The sequence below is a fragment of the Streptomyces sp. NBC_01429 genome (assembly GCF_036231945.1).
Taxonomy (GTDB): domain Bacteria; phylum Actinomycetota; class Actinomycetes; order Streptomycetales; family Streptomycetaceae; genus Streptomyces.
The window spans coordinates 3,089,767-3,104,200 of the sequence record NZ_CP109599.1; the positions used below are offsets into that span (position 1 = coordinate 3,089,767).

15 protein-coding genes are annotated in these 14,434 nt (G+C 71.4%); 5 read left to right on the forward strand and 10 right to left on the reverse strand.

Annotation, left to right across the window (positions count from 1 at the left end; translation table 11 throughout):
• Position 1: 1 nt before the first annotated feature.
• From OG627_RS13080 to OG627_RS13095, 4 genes are all read right to left on the reverse strand, one after another.
• The gene (locus tag OG627_RS13080) at positions 2-1,264 is read right to left on the reverse strand and encodes a lanthionine synthetase C family protein (protein WP_329064635.1); all 1,263 of its coding nucleotides are present in this window, start codon (positions 1,262-1,264) and stop codon (positions 2-4) included.
• Positions 1,261-4,329, reverse strand: coding sequence for a lantibiotic dehydratase (locus OG627_RS13085; RefSeq protein WP_329064637.1), 3,069 nt, complete (start codon positions 4,327-4,329; stop codon positions 1,261-1,263). The genes OG627_RS13080 and OG627_RS13085 overlap by 4 nt, the downstream gene beginning before the upstream one ends.
• A 98-nt stretch (positions 4,330-4,427) precedes the next feature.
• Positions 4,428-4,586 carry an FxLD family lanthipeptide gene (gene fxlA / locus OG627_RS13090; protein WP_329064639.1) on the reverse strand — a complete coding sequence of 53 codons (159 nt, stop codon included), beginning with the start codon at positions 4,584-4,586 and terminating at the stop codon, positions 4,428-4,430.
• Positions 4,587-4,762: 176 nt separating this feature from the next.
• On the reverse strand, positions 4,763-4,915 hold the full coding sequence (locus tag OG627_RS13095) for a hypothetical protein (protein WP_329064641.1): 153 nt from the start codon (positions 4,913-4,915) through the stop codon (positions 4,763-4,765).
• 175 nt (positions 4,916-5,090) lie between these two features.
• Between OG627_RS13095 and OG627_RS13100 the strand changes: the two genes are divergently transcribed.
• From OG627_RS13100 to OG627_RS13110, 4 genes are read left to right on the forward strand one after another with little or no spacing between them, the layout of a single operon-like run.
• Entirely contained in the window at positions 5,091-5,840 is a 750-nt protein-coding gene (locus OG627_RS13100) for a DUF6879 family protein (RefSeq protein ID WP_329064643.1), read from the forward strand.
• A 13-nt stretch (positions 5,841-5,853) separates the two neighbouring features.
• Positions 5,854-6,693 (forward strand): helix-turn-helix domain-containing protein, encoded by an 840-nt coding sequence (locus OG627_RS13105; protein ID WP_329064646.1) that lies wholly within the window; start codon positions 5,854-5,856, stop codon positions 6,691-6,693.
• Between the two features lies 1 nt (position 6,694).
• Positions 6,695-6,838, forward strand: a complete 144-nt coding sequence (locus OG627_RS35480; protein ID WP_443073466.1) for a hypothetical protein — start codon at positions 6,695-6,697, stop codon at positions 6,836-6,838.
• A gap of 24 nt (positions 6,839-6,862) precedes the next feature.
• Positions 6,863-7,255, forward strand: a complete 393-nt coding sequence (locus tag OG627_RS13110) for a DUF6879 family protein (protein WP_443073467.1) — start codon at positions 6,863-6,865, stop codon at positions 7,253-7,255.
• Positions 7,256-7,448: 193 nt separating this feature from the next.
• Here the strand turns inward: OG627_RS13110 and OG627_RS13115 are convergent, their stop codons facing one another.
• Positions 7,449-8,333: a trans-aconitate 2-methyltransferase gene (locus OG627_RS13115; RefSeq protein WP_329064648.1), complete on the reverse strand. Its 885-nt coding sequence runs from the start codon at positions 8,331-8,333 to the stop codon at positions 7,449-7,451.
• 119 nt (positions 8,334-8,452) lie between these two features.
• On the opposite strand from OG627_RS13115, the gene OG627_RS13120 reads away from it, so the two are divergent.
• The gene (locus OG627_RS13120) at positions 8,453-8,950 is read left to right on the forward strand and encodes a MarR family winged helix-turn-helix transcriptional regulator (RefSeq protein ID WP_329064650.1); all 498 of its coding nucleotides are present in this window, start codon (positions 8,453-8,455) and stop codon (positions 8,948-8,950) included.
• Between the two features lie 52 nt (positions 8,951-9,002).
• Here the strand turns inward: OG627_RS13120 and OG627_RS13125 are convergent, their stop codons facing one another.
• From OG627_RS13125 to OG627_RS13145, 5 genes are all read right to left on the reverse strand, one after another.
• On the reverse strand, positions 9,003-9,785 hold the full coding sequence (locus OG627_RS13125; RefSeq protein WP_329064652.1) for a response regulator transcription factor: 783 nt from the start codon (positions 9,783-9,785) through the stop codon (positions 9,003-9,005).
• 315 nt (positions 9,786-10,100) lie between these two features.
• Positions 10,101-11,312 (reverse strand): galactokinase, encoded by a 1,212-nt coding sequence (gene galK, locus OG627_RS13130; protein ID WP_329064654.1) that lies wholly within the window; start codon positions 11,310-11,312, stop codon positions 10,101-10,103.
• Positions 11,309-12,277: a UDP-glucose 4-epimerase GalE gene (galE, locus tag OG627_RS13135; RefSeq protein ID WP_329072617.1), complete on the reverse strand. Its 969-nt coding sequence runs from the start codon at positions 12,275-12,277 to the stop codon at positions 11,309-11,311. Before galE ends, galK begins: the two co-directional genes overlap by 4 nt.
• An 11-nt stretch (positions 12,278-12,288) precedes the next feature.
• On the reverse strand, positions 12,289-13,332 hold the full coding sequence (galT, locus tag OG627_RS13140; protein WP_329064656.1) for a galactose-1-phosphate uridylyltransferase: 1,044 nt from the start codon (positions 13,330-13,332) through the stop codon (positions 12,289-12,291).
• A gap of 200 nt (positions 13,333-13,532) precedes the next feature.
• Positions 13,533-14,276, reverse strand: coding sequence for a response regulator transcription factor (locus tag OG627_RS13145; protein WP_329064658.1), 744 nt, complete (start codon positions 14,274-14,276; stop codon positions 13,533-13,535).
• Positions 14,277-14,434 lie beyond the last annotated feature (158 nt).

The following is a 14,434-nucleotide window of genomic DNA, read 5'->3' on the forward strand; positions in this document are numbered from 1 at the left end:
TTCAGTTGAGGAGGAGGCAGGCGGGCCAGCCGCCGGCCGTTCCGGTCGCGAGGGTGTGCAGGGTCAGGGCGATGCCGGCACGGCCTTCGATCAGGCCGGGCAGGGCTTCGGGCGGGGCGTCGCGGGCGTGCGTGAGGAGCGTGCCGAGCAGGTGCGGCAGGTGGTCGGCGATCGCGGAGGTGACCGCGTCGTCAGCGGCGTACCAGGCGGTCGCCAGCAGCCCGGCCCAGCCGTGGCAGAGGGCCGGGTCGGTGACGCGGGCGAGCTGGACGGGGTCGGCCAGACACCGGGCGAGGGCGGCCTCGGCCGCATGCTGCCGTACCCGGTCGCCCAGCGCGAGCGCGGCCAGCTGCTGGGCGCGGGCCAGGCCGGGGGTGCCGTAGCACCAGGACGGACGCAGGGGACCGCCCTGATGCGGCCGGCCGGTGCGGAGCTCCTCCACGGTGATCCGCTCGGGCCACCACGGTCCTGCCGGATCCTCCTGCCTCCAGCCCTCCAACCAACGGCAGATACGTTCGATGGCAGTGGACTGTCCCTCGACGACCACTCCCGCTCGCGTCGCCACAGCCAGGAACGCGAGTGGGCCCGAGCAGCCGTGCGCCATACCGAAGTTGGCCTCTCCGGCGGCGAACGCCGGGTCGCGATCGAAGGCGGAGCTGTCGTGGGTCCACCAGCCTGGCGCACTCGCCCCCGCCTCGTCGGCGGCGTCAACCGGCTCGGTCAGCCGCACCAAGTAGGCCAACACGCGACGGACGAGATCCCTGCCGGGGTCCCGGTTCAGCAGGTAGGCGCCGAGTCCGACAAGACCTCGCGTGAGGTCGAACTCGTACTGCGAGGGGCGCTGTTCGGCGTCGATGCGGGCGTGGGCGGTCTGAAGTCGGGTCTGGACGAGCTGGGTGACACCGGCATCGAGGCTGGCCATGGCGCTCGGATATGAGCTGGGGGCAGCGTTGTGGAGAGTGAAGGCGAGGGCGGGGGCACCGAACCACAGCCCGGCGCCCGGCCCGGCGGTGAGGTCATCGCGGGTGGCACGGGCCAGCCACGCGTGCACCGGCTCCACGTCGGCCAAGCCGCTCTGGGCGCGCAGGCCATGGAGGACAGCGACGCCCGCGGCCCCCTTGGACAACGACTGGTCGCGCCAGCGGGGGCTGCTCGGGCTGTAATCGTCGCCGAAGTTCAAGAGCGGAGGCGCGGTCAGGGCGGCGGCGAGTTCGTCGGCCATGGCCGCAGCAGCGGCCCGCTGCCCGGCATTGAGCACGCTCATTCGGCATCCCCTCCATCGGTACTGTGGCGCGCAGTCCACGCCAGGGCGACAGCGCGGGCGAGCTTGTGCGTCATCGCTTCACTCTCGGCGTCGATGCCGAGCATGCGGATGTGGTGCATGTGCAGCAACGAGGTGAGGACCGAGCCCGGCGTCACGCAGGTGGTCGCGGGAGTGAGACGGGCGGCGTACCGGGCGGCGGCCCGAGTGCGGGTCGCCCAGGCGGCGATGATCGCGTCGCCTCCAGGGACCTGGTGCAGGGCTTGGCCGTCGGCGATCCGCAGCGTCTGCCGACGAATCTCGCGGTCCCGCATGGGGGTGTTCGTGGTGAGTTCCGGATGGTCGGTGAGCCAGCGCATCCCCGCGCTCACGCTGCCGGTCATCGCGGCGGCCAGATTGACGAGGCTCGCGGCGGTCAGCGCCTGCGGATACAGGCCGCCGCTGGTGGACAGCCCGGCTAACTGGGCCGCCACGGCGGCAGAGTCGGCGGCGAACAGGTCCTCGGCCGCCGTCATGGCCGCCCCGCTCCCGTACCGCCCGGTCTCCGGGCGGTACGGGACGAAGGCGATCTCGCCGATAAGGCCGCGCTGACGCAGGCCATCAGCCCAGGACGCCACCCGGCCGACGGCGCGTGCGCTGTCCGGATCATGCAGTCGGATACGGAGGTGCGGTTCGGGGTGGCGATAGCGGACGAACCACCACTGCGGCGGCGTCGCCCAGCGGGCCACCAGCACCGGCACGTCCTCGGTGACGAGCGTGTCGAAGACCTCCGGGTGCCCATACAACTTGACGTAAACGACCTCCTTCCCCGGCTCGCGCTCGGCCAGTGGCAGCGCTGCCGAGCCGGTCAGGAACGCGGGCGCTTGGGCGGGCGGGGCAGTCGCGGCGAGCGGGACGACGATCTCGTGAGCCCTTCCGCCGAACCATCCGTGATCAGCGGCGGTGGGCGCCTCGGACACGGTGACCGGCCCGGCGGACACGTCCAAGTGCGCGCGGAGCAGGTCCCGGTCCATTGCCTCGTTCAGGTTCAACCGCAGCTGCTGGTCACCGGAGCCCACCGCGATGCTGGTGGGCAAGCTCCGCCGCTCGCGGATCGCGTCCAGGGCCGTACTCCACTCGCCCGTGGGCGACTTGAGGCCAGGAAGGGCGGCCGGATCAAGACGCCACTGAGCGGGGGCGAGGATGCTGCGGCCGTAGCGCAGGCGGGGCAGGAAGGGCAGGTGGGAGGCGGCGCCCCAGTCGAAGGACGTGACCTGGGGGTAGGCGGAGCGGGGGATCTCGAAAAGCAGACGCGCCAGGGGCGGCATCGTGTGCCGGGCACCGGTGTGCGGCAGCATCGGCTCGACCACCCGCCGCCTCGACAGCGAGATCACGTACAGGCGGTTCTGGTCGGCGGTGACCGCGAGGTCTCGCACCGGGATGCGGCCGGCCGCTGGTTCGCCGTGCTCGGCCATAGTGATCACGTCCGGCAGAATGGGCGGGACTCGCTGGACGTTCTCCTGCCGCACCTGCTGGGGCGGGAACGACAACTGGGCTGCGATGGCCCCGTGTACGCCGGTCGGCAGCTCGGTATACAGGGCGTTCACCCGCTGCCGGTCGGGCTCGTCGAGCAGGTCGAGGAACCGGCCGGTGTTGGCGGCGAGCCGGCCGAACCCGCACACACCCAGGGTGAAGTCACCTTCATCGAGCGTGGCCGTCGTAGTGGCGCGGACGTCGGCCCACAGGTCCACCGGCGACACCGGCCGGATCTGAGCCTCGGCGGTCAGCCCATCCAGGCGCTTCGCATCGAGGACGACCTCAATGTCGCCGTCCAGCGCGGCCTGCTGGGCCAGGCCGAGCAGGGCCTCGTCCCGGAGCGAGAGCTCGCGGGCTCCGGAGCCGGCCGGGGCGAAGCGGCGCGGGAAGCCGAGCCCGATGGTGGGGTCGACAAGCTGGTCGACCGGAATCGGCGTGCCGGGCCCGTACTGGCCCAGGAACCGGCCGTGGTACTCACGCCATGACGCGTTACCCAGGGGGGCCGGGCTCAGCCGGATGAGTGCTTCGGCTGCGGCTGCGGCTTCGCTCGCCACCGCCTCCGGCAGCACCGTGGTGACGCCGATCCGCAGATCAGCGGTGAGCGGCTGGGCGACGGCGCTGGAGAGCGCACGCATCCGCGTGGCGATCTCGCGCCGACTCTGCCCTTGATCCCCCAGGTCGTGGCGGTCGGCGACCTTTAACTGGTGGTGGATCGCCCGCAGCTCACCCACCAGCGAGGCCACCTCCGGCACGTCGACCGCGTCCACCGCGTCCAGCCGGTCCAGGAGGTGGGCGAGCGCGTCGGTGGCGGTCGAAGGGGGACGCAGGCTGCTGATCAGCACGCCCCGCGCCATCAGTTCGCCCACCATCGTCGCCAGCGCATCCGCCGGTGCGCCGGGGTATTCGGCGGCGAGCTTGTCGACGAGGTCACCGGCTCGGATGGGTGACCTGGCTGCTTCCCGGATCGTCTGCACGACCGGGATGAGCCGCACCGACACCTCGCCCTGCGGGCGGTCCGCACTGGCATGGGGAGCCCAGGACACGACCAGTCGCTCACCGCGTGCGACGGCCAAGTCGTTCATCGCGACCGGCAGCCGCGGCTGAAGCTCCGCGCAGCCTTCGAGACGGGCGACCAGTTCGGCGAGCCAGACCGCATCCGCCCGGGGCCTCACGTGGTCGCAGTCAGTCCACCGCACCGACGTGCGCGGCCCGAAGCGCGCCGTGCTCACACCTGCGAAGATCCCGAACGGAGTGGCACGGCTCCTCATCCGCACCAGGTAGCGGGCCAGCGTCAGCGCCATGCGCCGCAGCTGCCTGGTACCAGCCGGCTGCCCGGCGAGTACCGCGTCGACCTGCTCGACGAGCACCGGACTTGCGATCCAGACGGCCTCGACCACCTGGCGGTTGGCCCATACGGTGGCGAGCCACCCGCTCCACCGCTCGGCATCCGCACCGGGCCAGGGCGGCAGCGGCACGTCGCCCGGGCGCACGCTCGCTCGCAGCATCGCCGTCCCGGTCAGCCGGTAGTACGGCATCCGTGTCTCTGCCTTCACCTCACACCTCCCGAACGGCCGGTCCCTCGTGGTGCGACGCAGTACTGAGGGGGTGCCTGCGGCAGGAGTTCCCGTCACAGGCACCCCCGGCTCTGAGGTCAGCAGTCGCCGTTCTTCTGGGTATCGCAACCGTCGTCGGTGCTGCTCAGCAGCGCCGCCGCCACGGGACCGGCGGTGACGATCCTGACGTTTAGATCGAGGTCGACCACGTCGGTGGCCGGGATGGCCGCCTTGGTCTCAATGGCCTGGATGTTCATGGCACGTCCTCCTGCTCGTAGCGATGTTGCTCATATCGGTGGGCTGACAGTCCTGAGCCGCCGTGTTCGTCGGCTCGGCACGGGCGACGGCCTGTGGGCGGCGTCCGCGGTTCCTCGGCGGGGGTGGCCGGCCGGGGACACCCGGGGGCGGCCTCCCACTCGCCCCCGCCGCGCGGTTACCTGAGCCGAACGCGGGCCACTACGTACCCGATGACCTCGCCGACGGCGCCGCGTCCGACGTCGAACGCCCAGGTGGTGATGGACGGCACGGGAGTGTCGTTGTCCGTGGCGCTGAGGCTTCCTGACGTGACGTCACGCGTAGTGGCCATGAACGGGACGTTAGGGGCAGAGCCACCAGGACTACTGCGAATATTCTCGATTATTCGCAACTTGGTTTCAAATATTCCTCATCATTCTCATGCGCGGCAGTGGATTCGCTGGCACTGGACCAACCGCCCGCTCATGCTGGCGTGATCACAGTCCGCAAGAGAGAGGACACAGGCCATGGCGCGACGGCTGCGTTTCAACGGGACCGGATCGGGCTCTGACGGATGCCCCGCCGTACACGAGGACTTGGACACGGGGGAGGCCATTGTTCACGGGCGGCCGTTGACCGAGCCCGACGACCTCGCCCAGTTACAGCATCTCTCCGAGGGAGAAGTCGCCATCGTCGTGCCGAGGGAGGTTCTCGTGGACTTCGGACCGAAGGATCGTGCGCCCCACATCATCGACCTCGACGAATTCGGCCGACTCTTCACCGTCTTCAAGCACACCGCGTGGCGGCTGGAGTCCCGCCGCCGGTACGGGTCGGACGAAACCGCCGAGACCTACGCGCAGTTCACGCGAGGCGAGCCCGTCCAGTGGGACGGCGTCGACGCCGAATGGTGCACCGAACGACGCAAGCAAGTCGCCCTCGGCAAGCGCTTCGAGCGGGTACGGATCCTGGACAGCCCGCCGACAACGGGACAGCGGTACCTCCTGAACAACGCGCGCCGCAACAGCGCGGTCGGCGAAATCATCCACACGCTGCCGCGCGCCGAGGCCGAGAGGCTGCGCCTGCCCGAGGAGGACTTCTGGCTCTTCGATTCACGGCTGGTCGCTCTGCTCCGCTTCGACGATGACGACCAGCTACTTGATGTCGAGCTGATCACCGAGCCCTCCGCCGTCCTGCGCTACACCCAAGCCCGTGACGCCGCCTGGCACTACGCCGTCCCGTACCAGGAGACCGAGGCAGGTCTTCCGGCCCCGGAGTAGGTACCGTGAACCGGTGAGCGATTACCAGCAAGCGCGCGTGGCTCTTGGCATGAGGCTGCGAGAGCTGCGCAAAGCGAGGTCGCTCACCGGTGCGCAGCTCGCGGAACTACTCGGCTGGACACAGTCCAAGGTCAGCAAGCTGGAGAACGGCCGCCAGACCGCCACGGCGGAAGATCTCCAGCGATGGGCAGCGGCTGTGGAGCGGCCCGACGCGGGCGGGGAACTGACCTCGCGGCTTGCCGGGCTCGAATCCCATATGCGCTCATGGCGCCGCCAGCTTGCCTCCGGACACAAGGCCGTACAGGAGACAATTAACACCGAGTTCGACCGGACGAGAACCTTCCGTGCCTGGCAGGAATCGATGATCGTGGGGTCGCTCCAGACGGCCGACTACGCACGGCACATCTTCAGCCGCTACACCGACCTGCATCAGTCTCCGCGCGATACGGAGGACGCGGTCCGGGCCCGCATGAAGCGGCAGGCCGGTCTGTACGAGGCGGGCAACAAGTACCGCATCATCATGTGGGAGGCAGCACTTCACTCGCTGGTCTGCCCGCCCTCCGTGCTTGCCGCGCAGTTGAACAGGCTGGCGGGTGTGATCGGCATGGACACCGTGGAGCTGGGGATCATCCCCTTCAGCGCCCCGTTGAGGATCCCGCCGGCCAACGGTTTCTGGATCTTCGACGACCGGCTCGTCATCGTCGAGGACTGGCACGCGGAGCTGTGGGTGGAGGACCGCGCCGGTGTCGCCACGTATCTCCGGGTGTGGGACATGCTGAACGAAGCGGCGGTGTACGGCGCCGACGCGCACCGCATCATCACGCGGGCGGGCCGGATGCTCGACGCGCCATGACGTGACCAGAGAGAAGGGGATCGACCACGTGCCCGAAATGATCGACCTGGACGAGTTCGGGCGGCTCTTCGAGACTTTCGAGCACGTGGCATGGAGGCTTGAGTCCCGCAGCCGGTACGCAGCCGACGAACACACCGACACATAAGCGCAGTTCCTTCAGGAGGGCGCGGTGGCATGGGACCTCGATGCGCCGTACTGCCTCATGGTGCGCGAGCAGGTCGCGCTCGGAAAGCGGTTCGGGCGGGTCCGTACCGTCGACGACCCGCACTCCACCGGGCAGCTCCAGCTGCTCGACAACGCCAAACGGAACAGTGCAGTCGGCGAGGAAATCCACAGCCTGTGGCGCGTCCACGCCGAGCGGCTGCGGCTGCCCGCCGAGGATTTCTGGATCTTCGACTCGCGCCAGGTCGCCCTGCTCAACTTCGTTGACGACGACTTGGCTGACGTCGAGCTGATCAGTGAGCCGGTCACGGTGCTGCGCTACACGCAGATCCGTGACGCCGTCCGCCATCACGCGGTCCCCTGCGCCGAGTTCGCCGCGCACCTCGCGACGACGGGGTAGCCCCCCCCCCGCCATGCCGCTGCCTCCGGGCGCGCTCGACATGGCCCGTCAGCCCGTAGGGTCCGGGCCAGCGGCCATGGATCCGTAGGTGGCGTCCAGCGGCGCGACCCGCGCCGACAGGTGCCCGCCCGGCTCGCCGGGCAGGTTGAGAGAGGTTCGATCAGCCGAACGGGTGACGCCGAGGGCCGCCTCGTCAGGCGGCGGGTCTGCGGGCCACCGCGAAGATCCGGCGGAACGGGAAGACCGTGCCGTGCGGGCCGCGGGGGTAGGCGGTGCGCAGCAGGTCCCGGTAGCGGGCGGTGAACTCCGCCGTCGCGGCCGGGTCGTCGGCGAGCGCGGTCAGGACGGGGCGCAGGGCGGTGCCCTTGACCCAGTCCAGTACGGGGTCCTCGCCGGGGAGGATCTGGAGGTACGTGGTCTCCCAGGCGTCCACCGCGCAGCCGAGGTCCGCCAGGCGCGTGAAGTACTCCGCGGGCTCCAGGACGCCGCCGACGCGGCGGATGTGGGCCAGTCGGTCGCGCCAGCGCGGGTTGTCGCAGAGGTCGGCGAGGAGGGTGTGGCTGATGGCGCTGAAGTTGCCGGGGACCTGGAAGGCGAAGGTGCCGCCGGGGGCGAGGGCGTCGATCCAGCGCGGGAAGGAGCCGGGGTGGCCCGGTACCCACTGGAGGGCGGCGTTGGAGACGATCAGGCCGTACGGCTCGTCGGGCGTCCAGTCCGTGGCGTCGGCCGCCCGGAAGTCCAGCGTGGCGCCGCCCGGCGTGGGGCCCTCGTACTCCTTCCGGGCACGGTCGAGCATCTCGGGCGAGTTGTCGAAGCCGGTGATCCGGGCGGCCGGCCAGCGGTCGGCGAGGAGCGCGGTGACGTTGCCGGGCCCGCAGCCGAGGTCGGCGATCCGGGGCGCGCCGTCCGGGCCGGGCGGTTCGGGGACGCGGGCCAGCAGGTCCAGGAACGGGCGGCTCCGATGGCCGGAGTGCCGGAGGTACTGGCCCGGGTCCCAGGTGGCGGCGAGCGCGCCGGGGGGCGTGGCGGGTGCGGGAGGCGCGGACGGCTCTTCGGGCTCGGACGGCGTTTCGGGCATGGCGGAGTCCCTCGCTGGTCGGCGCGGCCGGATGGTGGGCCCGGCGATTCCCACCCTGCACCCGGTCATATCTTGACGTCAAGAGACTTCATGTCGAGGGACCCTCTACACTGATCGTCATGGAGGATGAGGTCGACCGACTGGTCGCAGCATGGCGCCGCGAGCGCCCCGACCTCGACGTGGAACCACTTGAGGTGCTCAGCCGCGTGAGCAGGCTGGCCCGCCACCTCGACCGGGCGCGCCGGATCGCGTTCGCGGAGCACGGCCTGGAGCCGTGGGAGTTCGACGTACTGACCTCGCTGCGGCGCGCGGGCGCGCCGTACCAGCTCTCGCCCGGACAGCTGCTGACCCAGACCCTGGTCACCTCGGGCACGATGACGAACCGTATCGACCGGCTGGCCAAGAAGAGCCTGGTCGAGCGGTTGCCCGACCCCAGCGACCGGCGCGGGGTGCTGGTCCGGCTCACCGTCGAGGGGCAGGACCGCGCGGATCAGGCGCTCGCCGGGCTGCTGGCCCAGGAGCGCGCGATCCTCGCCGAGCTGAGCCGCGCCCAGCGGGGCGAACTGGCCGCGCTGTTGCGCCGGTTGACCGCCCCGTTCGACAACGTGCCCGGCTGAGACGGGTCCCGGGGGTCCCGGCTGAAGCGGGTCCCGGAATTCCCGCGTCGGCTCAGCCCGTCGAGGTGATCGCCCGGGGCGTCAGATCCACCGGGCCCACCCCGGCCCTGCGGGCCAGCGCGACCGCCGCCAGCGTGGAGTGGACGCCCAGCTTGCCCAGCACGTTCTGCATGTGGGTGCGGACGGTGTGCGGCGAGAGGAAGAGACGCTCGGCCACGGCCTTGCGCCCGAGGCCCGCCACCATGCAGCGCAGCACCTCCCGCTCGCGCGGCGTCAGCGACTCGACGAGCCGTTCGCTCTCCGTACGGTGCTTGCGCGCCGCCGTCAGCTCCCGCAGGACGCCCGTGAGCAGGGCGGCCGGCAGATGCGTCTCGTCCCGCAGCACGCCGCGCATCACGGCGAGCAGCCGTTGCAGCGAGCAGTCCTTCGCGACCCAGCCGGAGGCGCCCGCCTGGAGCGCCAGCGCCGCGCGGCCCGGGTCGTCCTTCTCGGCGAGGACGACCGTACGGACGGACGGCTGACCGGCCCGCACCCCGGCGACCAGCGAGATGCCGTCGACCGGCGCCACCTCGCCGTTGTCCGGCACGGCGCGCGCGACCGGCATCTGGACCGGTCCGCCGGGCATCCCCCCGGCGCCGGACGCGCCGAGATCGGCGTCGACCAGCATCACGTCGATTCTGCGCCCCTCCGCCGCCGCCCGTTCCAGACAGCGCAGCGCCGCCGGACCGCTGCCCGCGGCGGCGACGTCGATGTCGGGCTCGGACGCGAGCGCGGCCGCGAGCGACTCGGCGAAGATGCGGTGGTCGTCCACCACCAGGACCCGGATACGTATCAATGGACACCCCCTCAAAGCGGGGAGCGGACGGCACAGGCACGGCGCCCGGCGTGCGGGTCATGTGTCAATGGCACGGCCGCCGCCGCGTGTTGACAGATACCCCACCCCGGGCGTCGTACCCGCTTGTCTCCACCCCTGATCAGCACCGGCCCCCACCGGTGCTGTGCATCAGCGTACGGGCGCGGGCCCCGAGCGGAAGGAAATTCACAGAACTCATGGACCGCGCTGTTCAAGGTGAGACGGATGTTTCCCAAGGAGACAGAAGTCGACAAAGTCCGACGGATCGAAGCGTCAGAAACGATCACCGCCGAGCGGTCACGACACCCGGTGCGCCCCCCGCGACGGAATCGCCGGGAAGACGCGCGGCGCCGTGTACCCCGCCGCGGCGAACGCCTCCGTGACCGACTTCGCCACGGCGTCCGCGTCCGCCTCCTCCACCAGCACGATCGCCGAGCCGCCGAAGCCGCCGCCCGTCATCCGGGCGCCGAGCGCGCCCGCGTCGTTCGCCGCCGTGACGACCAGGTCGAGTTCCGCGCAGGAGACCTCGAAGTCGTCGCGGAGCGAGGCGTGTCCCTCGTTCAGCAGCGGGCCGACGGCGCGGACGTCGTCCGCGTCGAGGAGCGCGATGACCTGCGCCACGCGGTGGTCCTCGGTCACGACATGGCGGGTGTAGCGCCGTATCGTCTCGCTCCGGCCCGCCTCGGCCAGCCGCTCCAGCGCGGCCGGCAGCTCCTCGTACGGCACGTCCCGCAGCGCGGGTACCCCGAGCGCCGCCGCGGCCGCCTCGCAGCCGGCCCGCCGCTCGGCGTAGGCGCCGTCGCCGAGTTCGTGCTTGACGCGGGTGTCGACCACGAGCAGCCGCAGGCCGTGGGCGGCCAGATCGAACGGGACCTGGCGCTGCGCCATGTCCCGCGCGTCCAGGAGCAGCGCGTGGCCCTCGGTGCAGCAGGCGGACGCCGTCTGGTCCATGACCCCGCACGGCACGCCCGCGAAGTCGTTCTCGGCGTGCTGGGCGACGACGGCCAGTTCGGTCGCCGAGAGCCCCAGCTCGTACAGGTCGTTGAGGGCCAGCGCGGTGACGACCTCCAGCGCGGCGGAGGACGAGAGCCCGGCGCCCGTGGGGACGGTCGACGCCAGGTGGATGTCGGCGCCGGTGACCGGATGTCCGGCCGCGCGCAGCGCCCAGACGACCCCGACCGGGTAGGCGGCCCAGCCGCCGTTGTCGGCGCCCGGGTTCTCGGAGCGCGGTACGAGGTCGGCGACGCCGAGCTGGTACACGCCCTGCGGGATGTCGGCGGAGTGCACCCGTACGACGCCGTCCGTGCGGCGGGCCACGGCGGCGAGCGCGCGGTGCGGGAGCGCCAGCGGCAGCGCGAAGCCGTCGTTGTAGTCGGTGTGTTCACCGATCAGGTTGACCCGGCCCGGGGCCGCCCAGACGCCCTCGGGGTCGGTGCCGTAGAGCTGCCTGAACTCCTCGACGAGGTCGGAGGCGGTGCGGCCTCCGGTGCTGTCGCCGGTACTGCTCACCCTTGGCTCTCCTCACTGCGTGCGAACGCCCACGCGTCCGCGACGATGCCCGCCAGGTCGGCGCGGCTCGGGCTCCAGCCGAGGCGGCGGTGTGCCGCGCCGGCGGATGCGACCAGGACGGCGGGGTCGCCGCCGCGGCGCGGGGCCACCACCTCGGGGACCGGGTGGCCGGTCACCTTGCGTACGGTGTCGATGACCTCGCGGACCGAGAACCCGTTGCCGTTGCCGAGGTTGCAGATCAGGTGCTCGCCGCCGGTCGCCGCGTCCAGCGCGCGCAGATGGGCCTCGGCCAGGTCGGCGACGTGGATGTAGTCGCGTACGCAGGTGCCGTCCGGCGTCGGGTAGTCCTCGCCGTACACGGAGATGGACTCGCGCTGGCCGAGGGCGACCTGGAGGACGAGCGGGATGAGGTGCGACTCGGGGCTGTGCCGCTCGCCGAAGGTGATGCCGGAGGTGGCGGCGTACGCGCCGGCGACGTTGAAGTAGCGCAGGGAGACGGCGGCGAGGCCGTGGGCCTCCGCCTCGCCGGTGATCATGTGGTCGACGGCGAGCTTCGTCGCGCCGTACGGGCTGGTCGGGGCGGTGGGGTCGGACTCGGTGATGGGGCTGGAGACCGGCTCGCCGTAGGTCGCGGCGGTGGACGAGAAGACCAGCTTGCGCACGCCCGCCGTGCGCATCGCGGAGAGCAGCTCCATGGAGCCGCCGACGTTGTTGGCCCAGTACTTCTCGGGCTTGGCGACGGACTCGCCGACCTGTGAGGAGGCGGCGAAGTGCAGCACCGCGTCGTAGTCGGCGGTGAGGTGCTCGGCGGCGTCCTGGATACGGCCTTCGACGAACCGGGCGCCCGCCGGGACCGCCTCGCGGAATCCGGTGGAGAGGTCGTCGAGGACGGTCACCTCGTGCCCGGCCTCCAGCAGGTGGGCGGTGACCACGCTTCCGACGTATCCCGCGCCACCCGTGACCATGTACCTGTTGCTCACTCGCTCGCTACCTCTCGCAGTCGCTCGGCCGCGGCCTCCGGCGGCACGTCGTTGATGAACACACTCATGCCGGATTCGGAACCCGCGAGGAATTTCAGCTTGCCGGTTGTCCGCCGAATGGTGAAAAGCTCCAGGTGGAGCGCGAAGTCCGCGCGCCCGGCCGCCCGGAACGGCGCCTGGTGCCAGGCGGCGATGTACGGCGTCAGCGGTTCACCTTCGCCGAAGATCCGGTCGAAGCGCTTCAAGAGTTCCAGATACATCTGTGGGAACTCTGTGCGGGCCGCCTCGTCGAGCCCGCGCAGGTCGGGCACCCGGCGCCTGGGGTAGAGGTGCACCTCGTACGGCCAGTGCGCGGCGTACGGCACGAACGCCACCCAGTGCTCGCCCTCCAGCACCACCCGCTCGCCGGCCGTGACCTCCTTCTCCACGAGGTCGTCGAAGAGGTTGCGGCCGGTCGTGGCGCGGTGTTCGGCCACGGAGCGGAGCATCAGCGCGGAGCGCGGGGTGACGAAGGGGTACGCGTAGATCTGGCCGTGCGGATGGCCGAGGGTCACGCCGATCTCGGCGCCCCGGTTCTCGAACGGGAAGACCTGCTCGACCTCGGGCAGTTCGGCGAGTTCGGCGGTGCGGTCGGTCCACGCCTCCAGCACCAGCGCGGCCTGCTCCTCGGTGAGGTCGGCGAACGACGCGTCGTGGTCGGAGGAGAAGCAGATGACCTCGCAGCGGCCCGCGTCGCCGGCGAGGGAGGGGAAGCGGTTCTCGAAGACGGCGACGTCGTAGTGGGAGTCGGGGATCTCGCTGAGCCTGCCGTCCCGGGACGGGCAGAGCGGGCACTCGTCGGCGGGCGGGTGGTACGTACGGCCCTGGCGGTGCGAGGCGATGGCGACCGCGTCACCGAGCAGCGCGTCGTGGCGGATCTCGGAGGTGGTGGAGATCGGGTCGAGGGGTCTGCGGTCGGGGGCGTCGCGTACGACGTCGTCCCGGGAGTCGTAGTAGGTGAGCGCGCGGCCGTCCGCGAGCTTCGTCACCGTCTTCTTCATCGGTTGCCTCCGGGGACGACACGATCGCGTGCACATGGTCACACTCAACAGAACCGAACACAACAAATCATAAACCAACAGACGAGTCAATGGCCGAAACCAGGCCGCCGAAGAGGCGGAGCGCGGGGGTGTTCCGCGGCTCCGAGGTGACGGTCGGGTGGGAGGCTGCTGCTGGTCTCCGATGGGCCGCTTGCCGCCCGTCAGCGGTCGCGCGGGCCCGGGACCTGGAGATCGAGCGCCTCGGCGGCGACGCCCTCGGCCGCCCCGCCCCGGGACCCGGCGAGCACCGCCCGGTCCAGCAGCCCCGTGCGCGCCGCCAGGGCCGCCGCCTCCAGCCTGGAGCCCACGCCGAGCTTCATCAGCACCCGCTGCACATGGGTCCTGGCCGTGCTGGGCGCGATGCCCATCCCGGCCGCGATCAGCCGGGTGTCCTCGCCCTCCGCGACCCGCACCAGCACCTCGACCTCGCGCGGCGTCAGGATCCGCAGCAGCCGCTGGCCCTCGTCGTCCGGCTGCACGACCGGGTTGAGCAGCTCGGTGAAGGCGCCCTGGAGCAGCTGCGGCGCCACCGCCGCCTCGCCCGCCCGCGCCTTGACCATGGCGCGCTCGACGCCCTCGATGCGCTCGTCGTGCCGTACGTAGCCGGACGCGCCGGCGGCGAAGGCGGCGGCGATGCCGCGCGGGCTGGGCACCGGGCCGAGCACCACGACGGCCACCTGCGGGCGGTCCCGTTTGATCCGTACGATCGGGTCGAAGGCCCCCGGTTCGGCGGGCGCCGCCGTGCCCAGCAGGCACACCTCGGGCGCCCTGCTCACCACCAGGTCCGCGACGCCCGCGGTGGGCGCTGCCGCCGCGAGCACCCGGTGCCCGCGCAGTTTCAGCGCCGAGGCGAGCGCCTCGGCCAGCAGTCGGTGATCGTCGACCACCATGAGCCGCACGCCCATCGAGCTGCCCCCATCCCCGCAGGTCGTTGATCCATGGCCCCCGGCCTCTTGACCCGGCAAGCTACACGCTTGTTCGACATCGCGCGCCCCTTACCCGTCAGAAGCCCCTCGGATTGCCGAATTCCCTGTCATTCAGGACTACTTACCGCCCCTCACCG

Excerpts from the sequence above, each read along its gene's own strand:
- fxlA (WP_329064639.1), bottom strand. The coding sequence starts at position 4,586 with ATGAACATCCAGGCCATTGAGACCAAGGCGGCCATCCCGGCCACCGAC.
- OG627_RS13120 (WP_329064650.1), top strand. The coding sequence starts at position 8,453 with ATGGAGGATGAGGTCGACCGACTGGTCGCAGCATGGCGCCGCGAGCGC.
- OG627_RS13100 (WP_329064643.1), top strand. The coding sequence starts at position 5,091 with ATGGCGCGACGGCTGCGTTTCAACGGGACCGGATCGGGCTCTGACGGA.
- OG627_RS13080 (WP_329064635.1), bottom strand. The coding sequence starts at position 1,264 with ATGAGCGTGCTCAATGCCGGGCAGCGGGCCGCTGCTGCGGCCATGGCC.
- OG627_RS13145 (WP_329064658.1), bottom strand. The coding sequence starts at position 14,276 with ATGGGCGTGCGGCTCATGGTGGTCGACGATCACCGACTGCTGGCCGAG.
- galT (WP_329064656.1), bottom strand. The coding sequence starts at position 13,332 with ATGAAGAAGACGGTGACGAAGCTCGCGGACGGCCGCGCGCTCACCTAC.
- OG627_RS13095 (WP_329064641.1), bottom strand. The coding sequence starts at position 4,915 with ATGGCCACTACGCGTGACGTCACGTCAGGAAGCCTCAGCGCCACGGAC.
- galE (WP_329072617.1), bottom strand. The coding sequence starts at position 12,277 with ATGGTCACGGGTGGCGCGGGATACGTCGGAAGCGTGGTCACCGCCCAC.
- OG627_RS13115 (WP_329064648.1), bottom strand. The coding sequence starts at position 8,333 with ATGCCCGAAACGCCGTCCGAGCCCGAAGAGCCGTCCGCGCCTCCCGCA.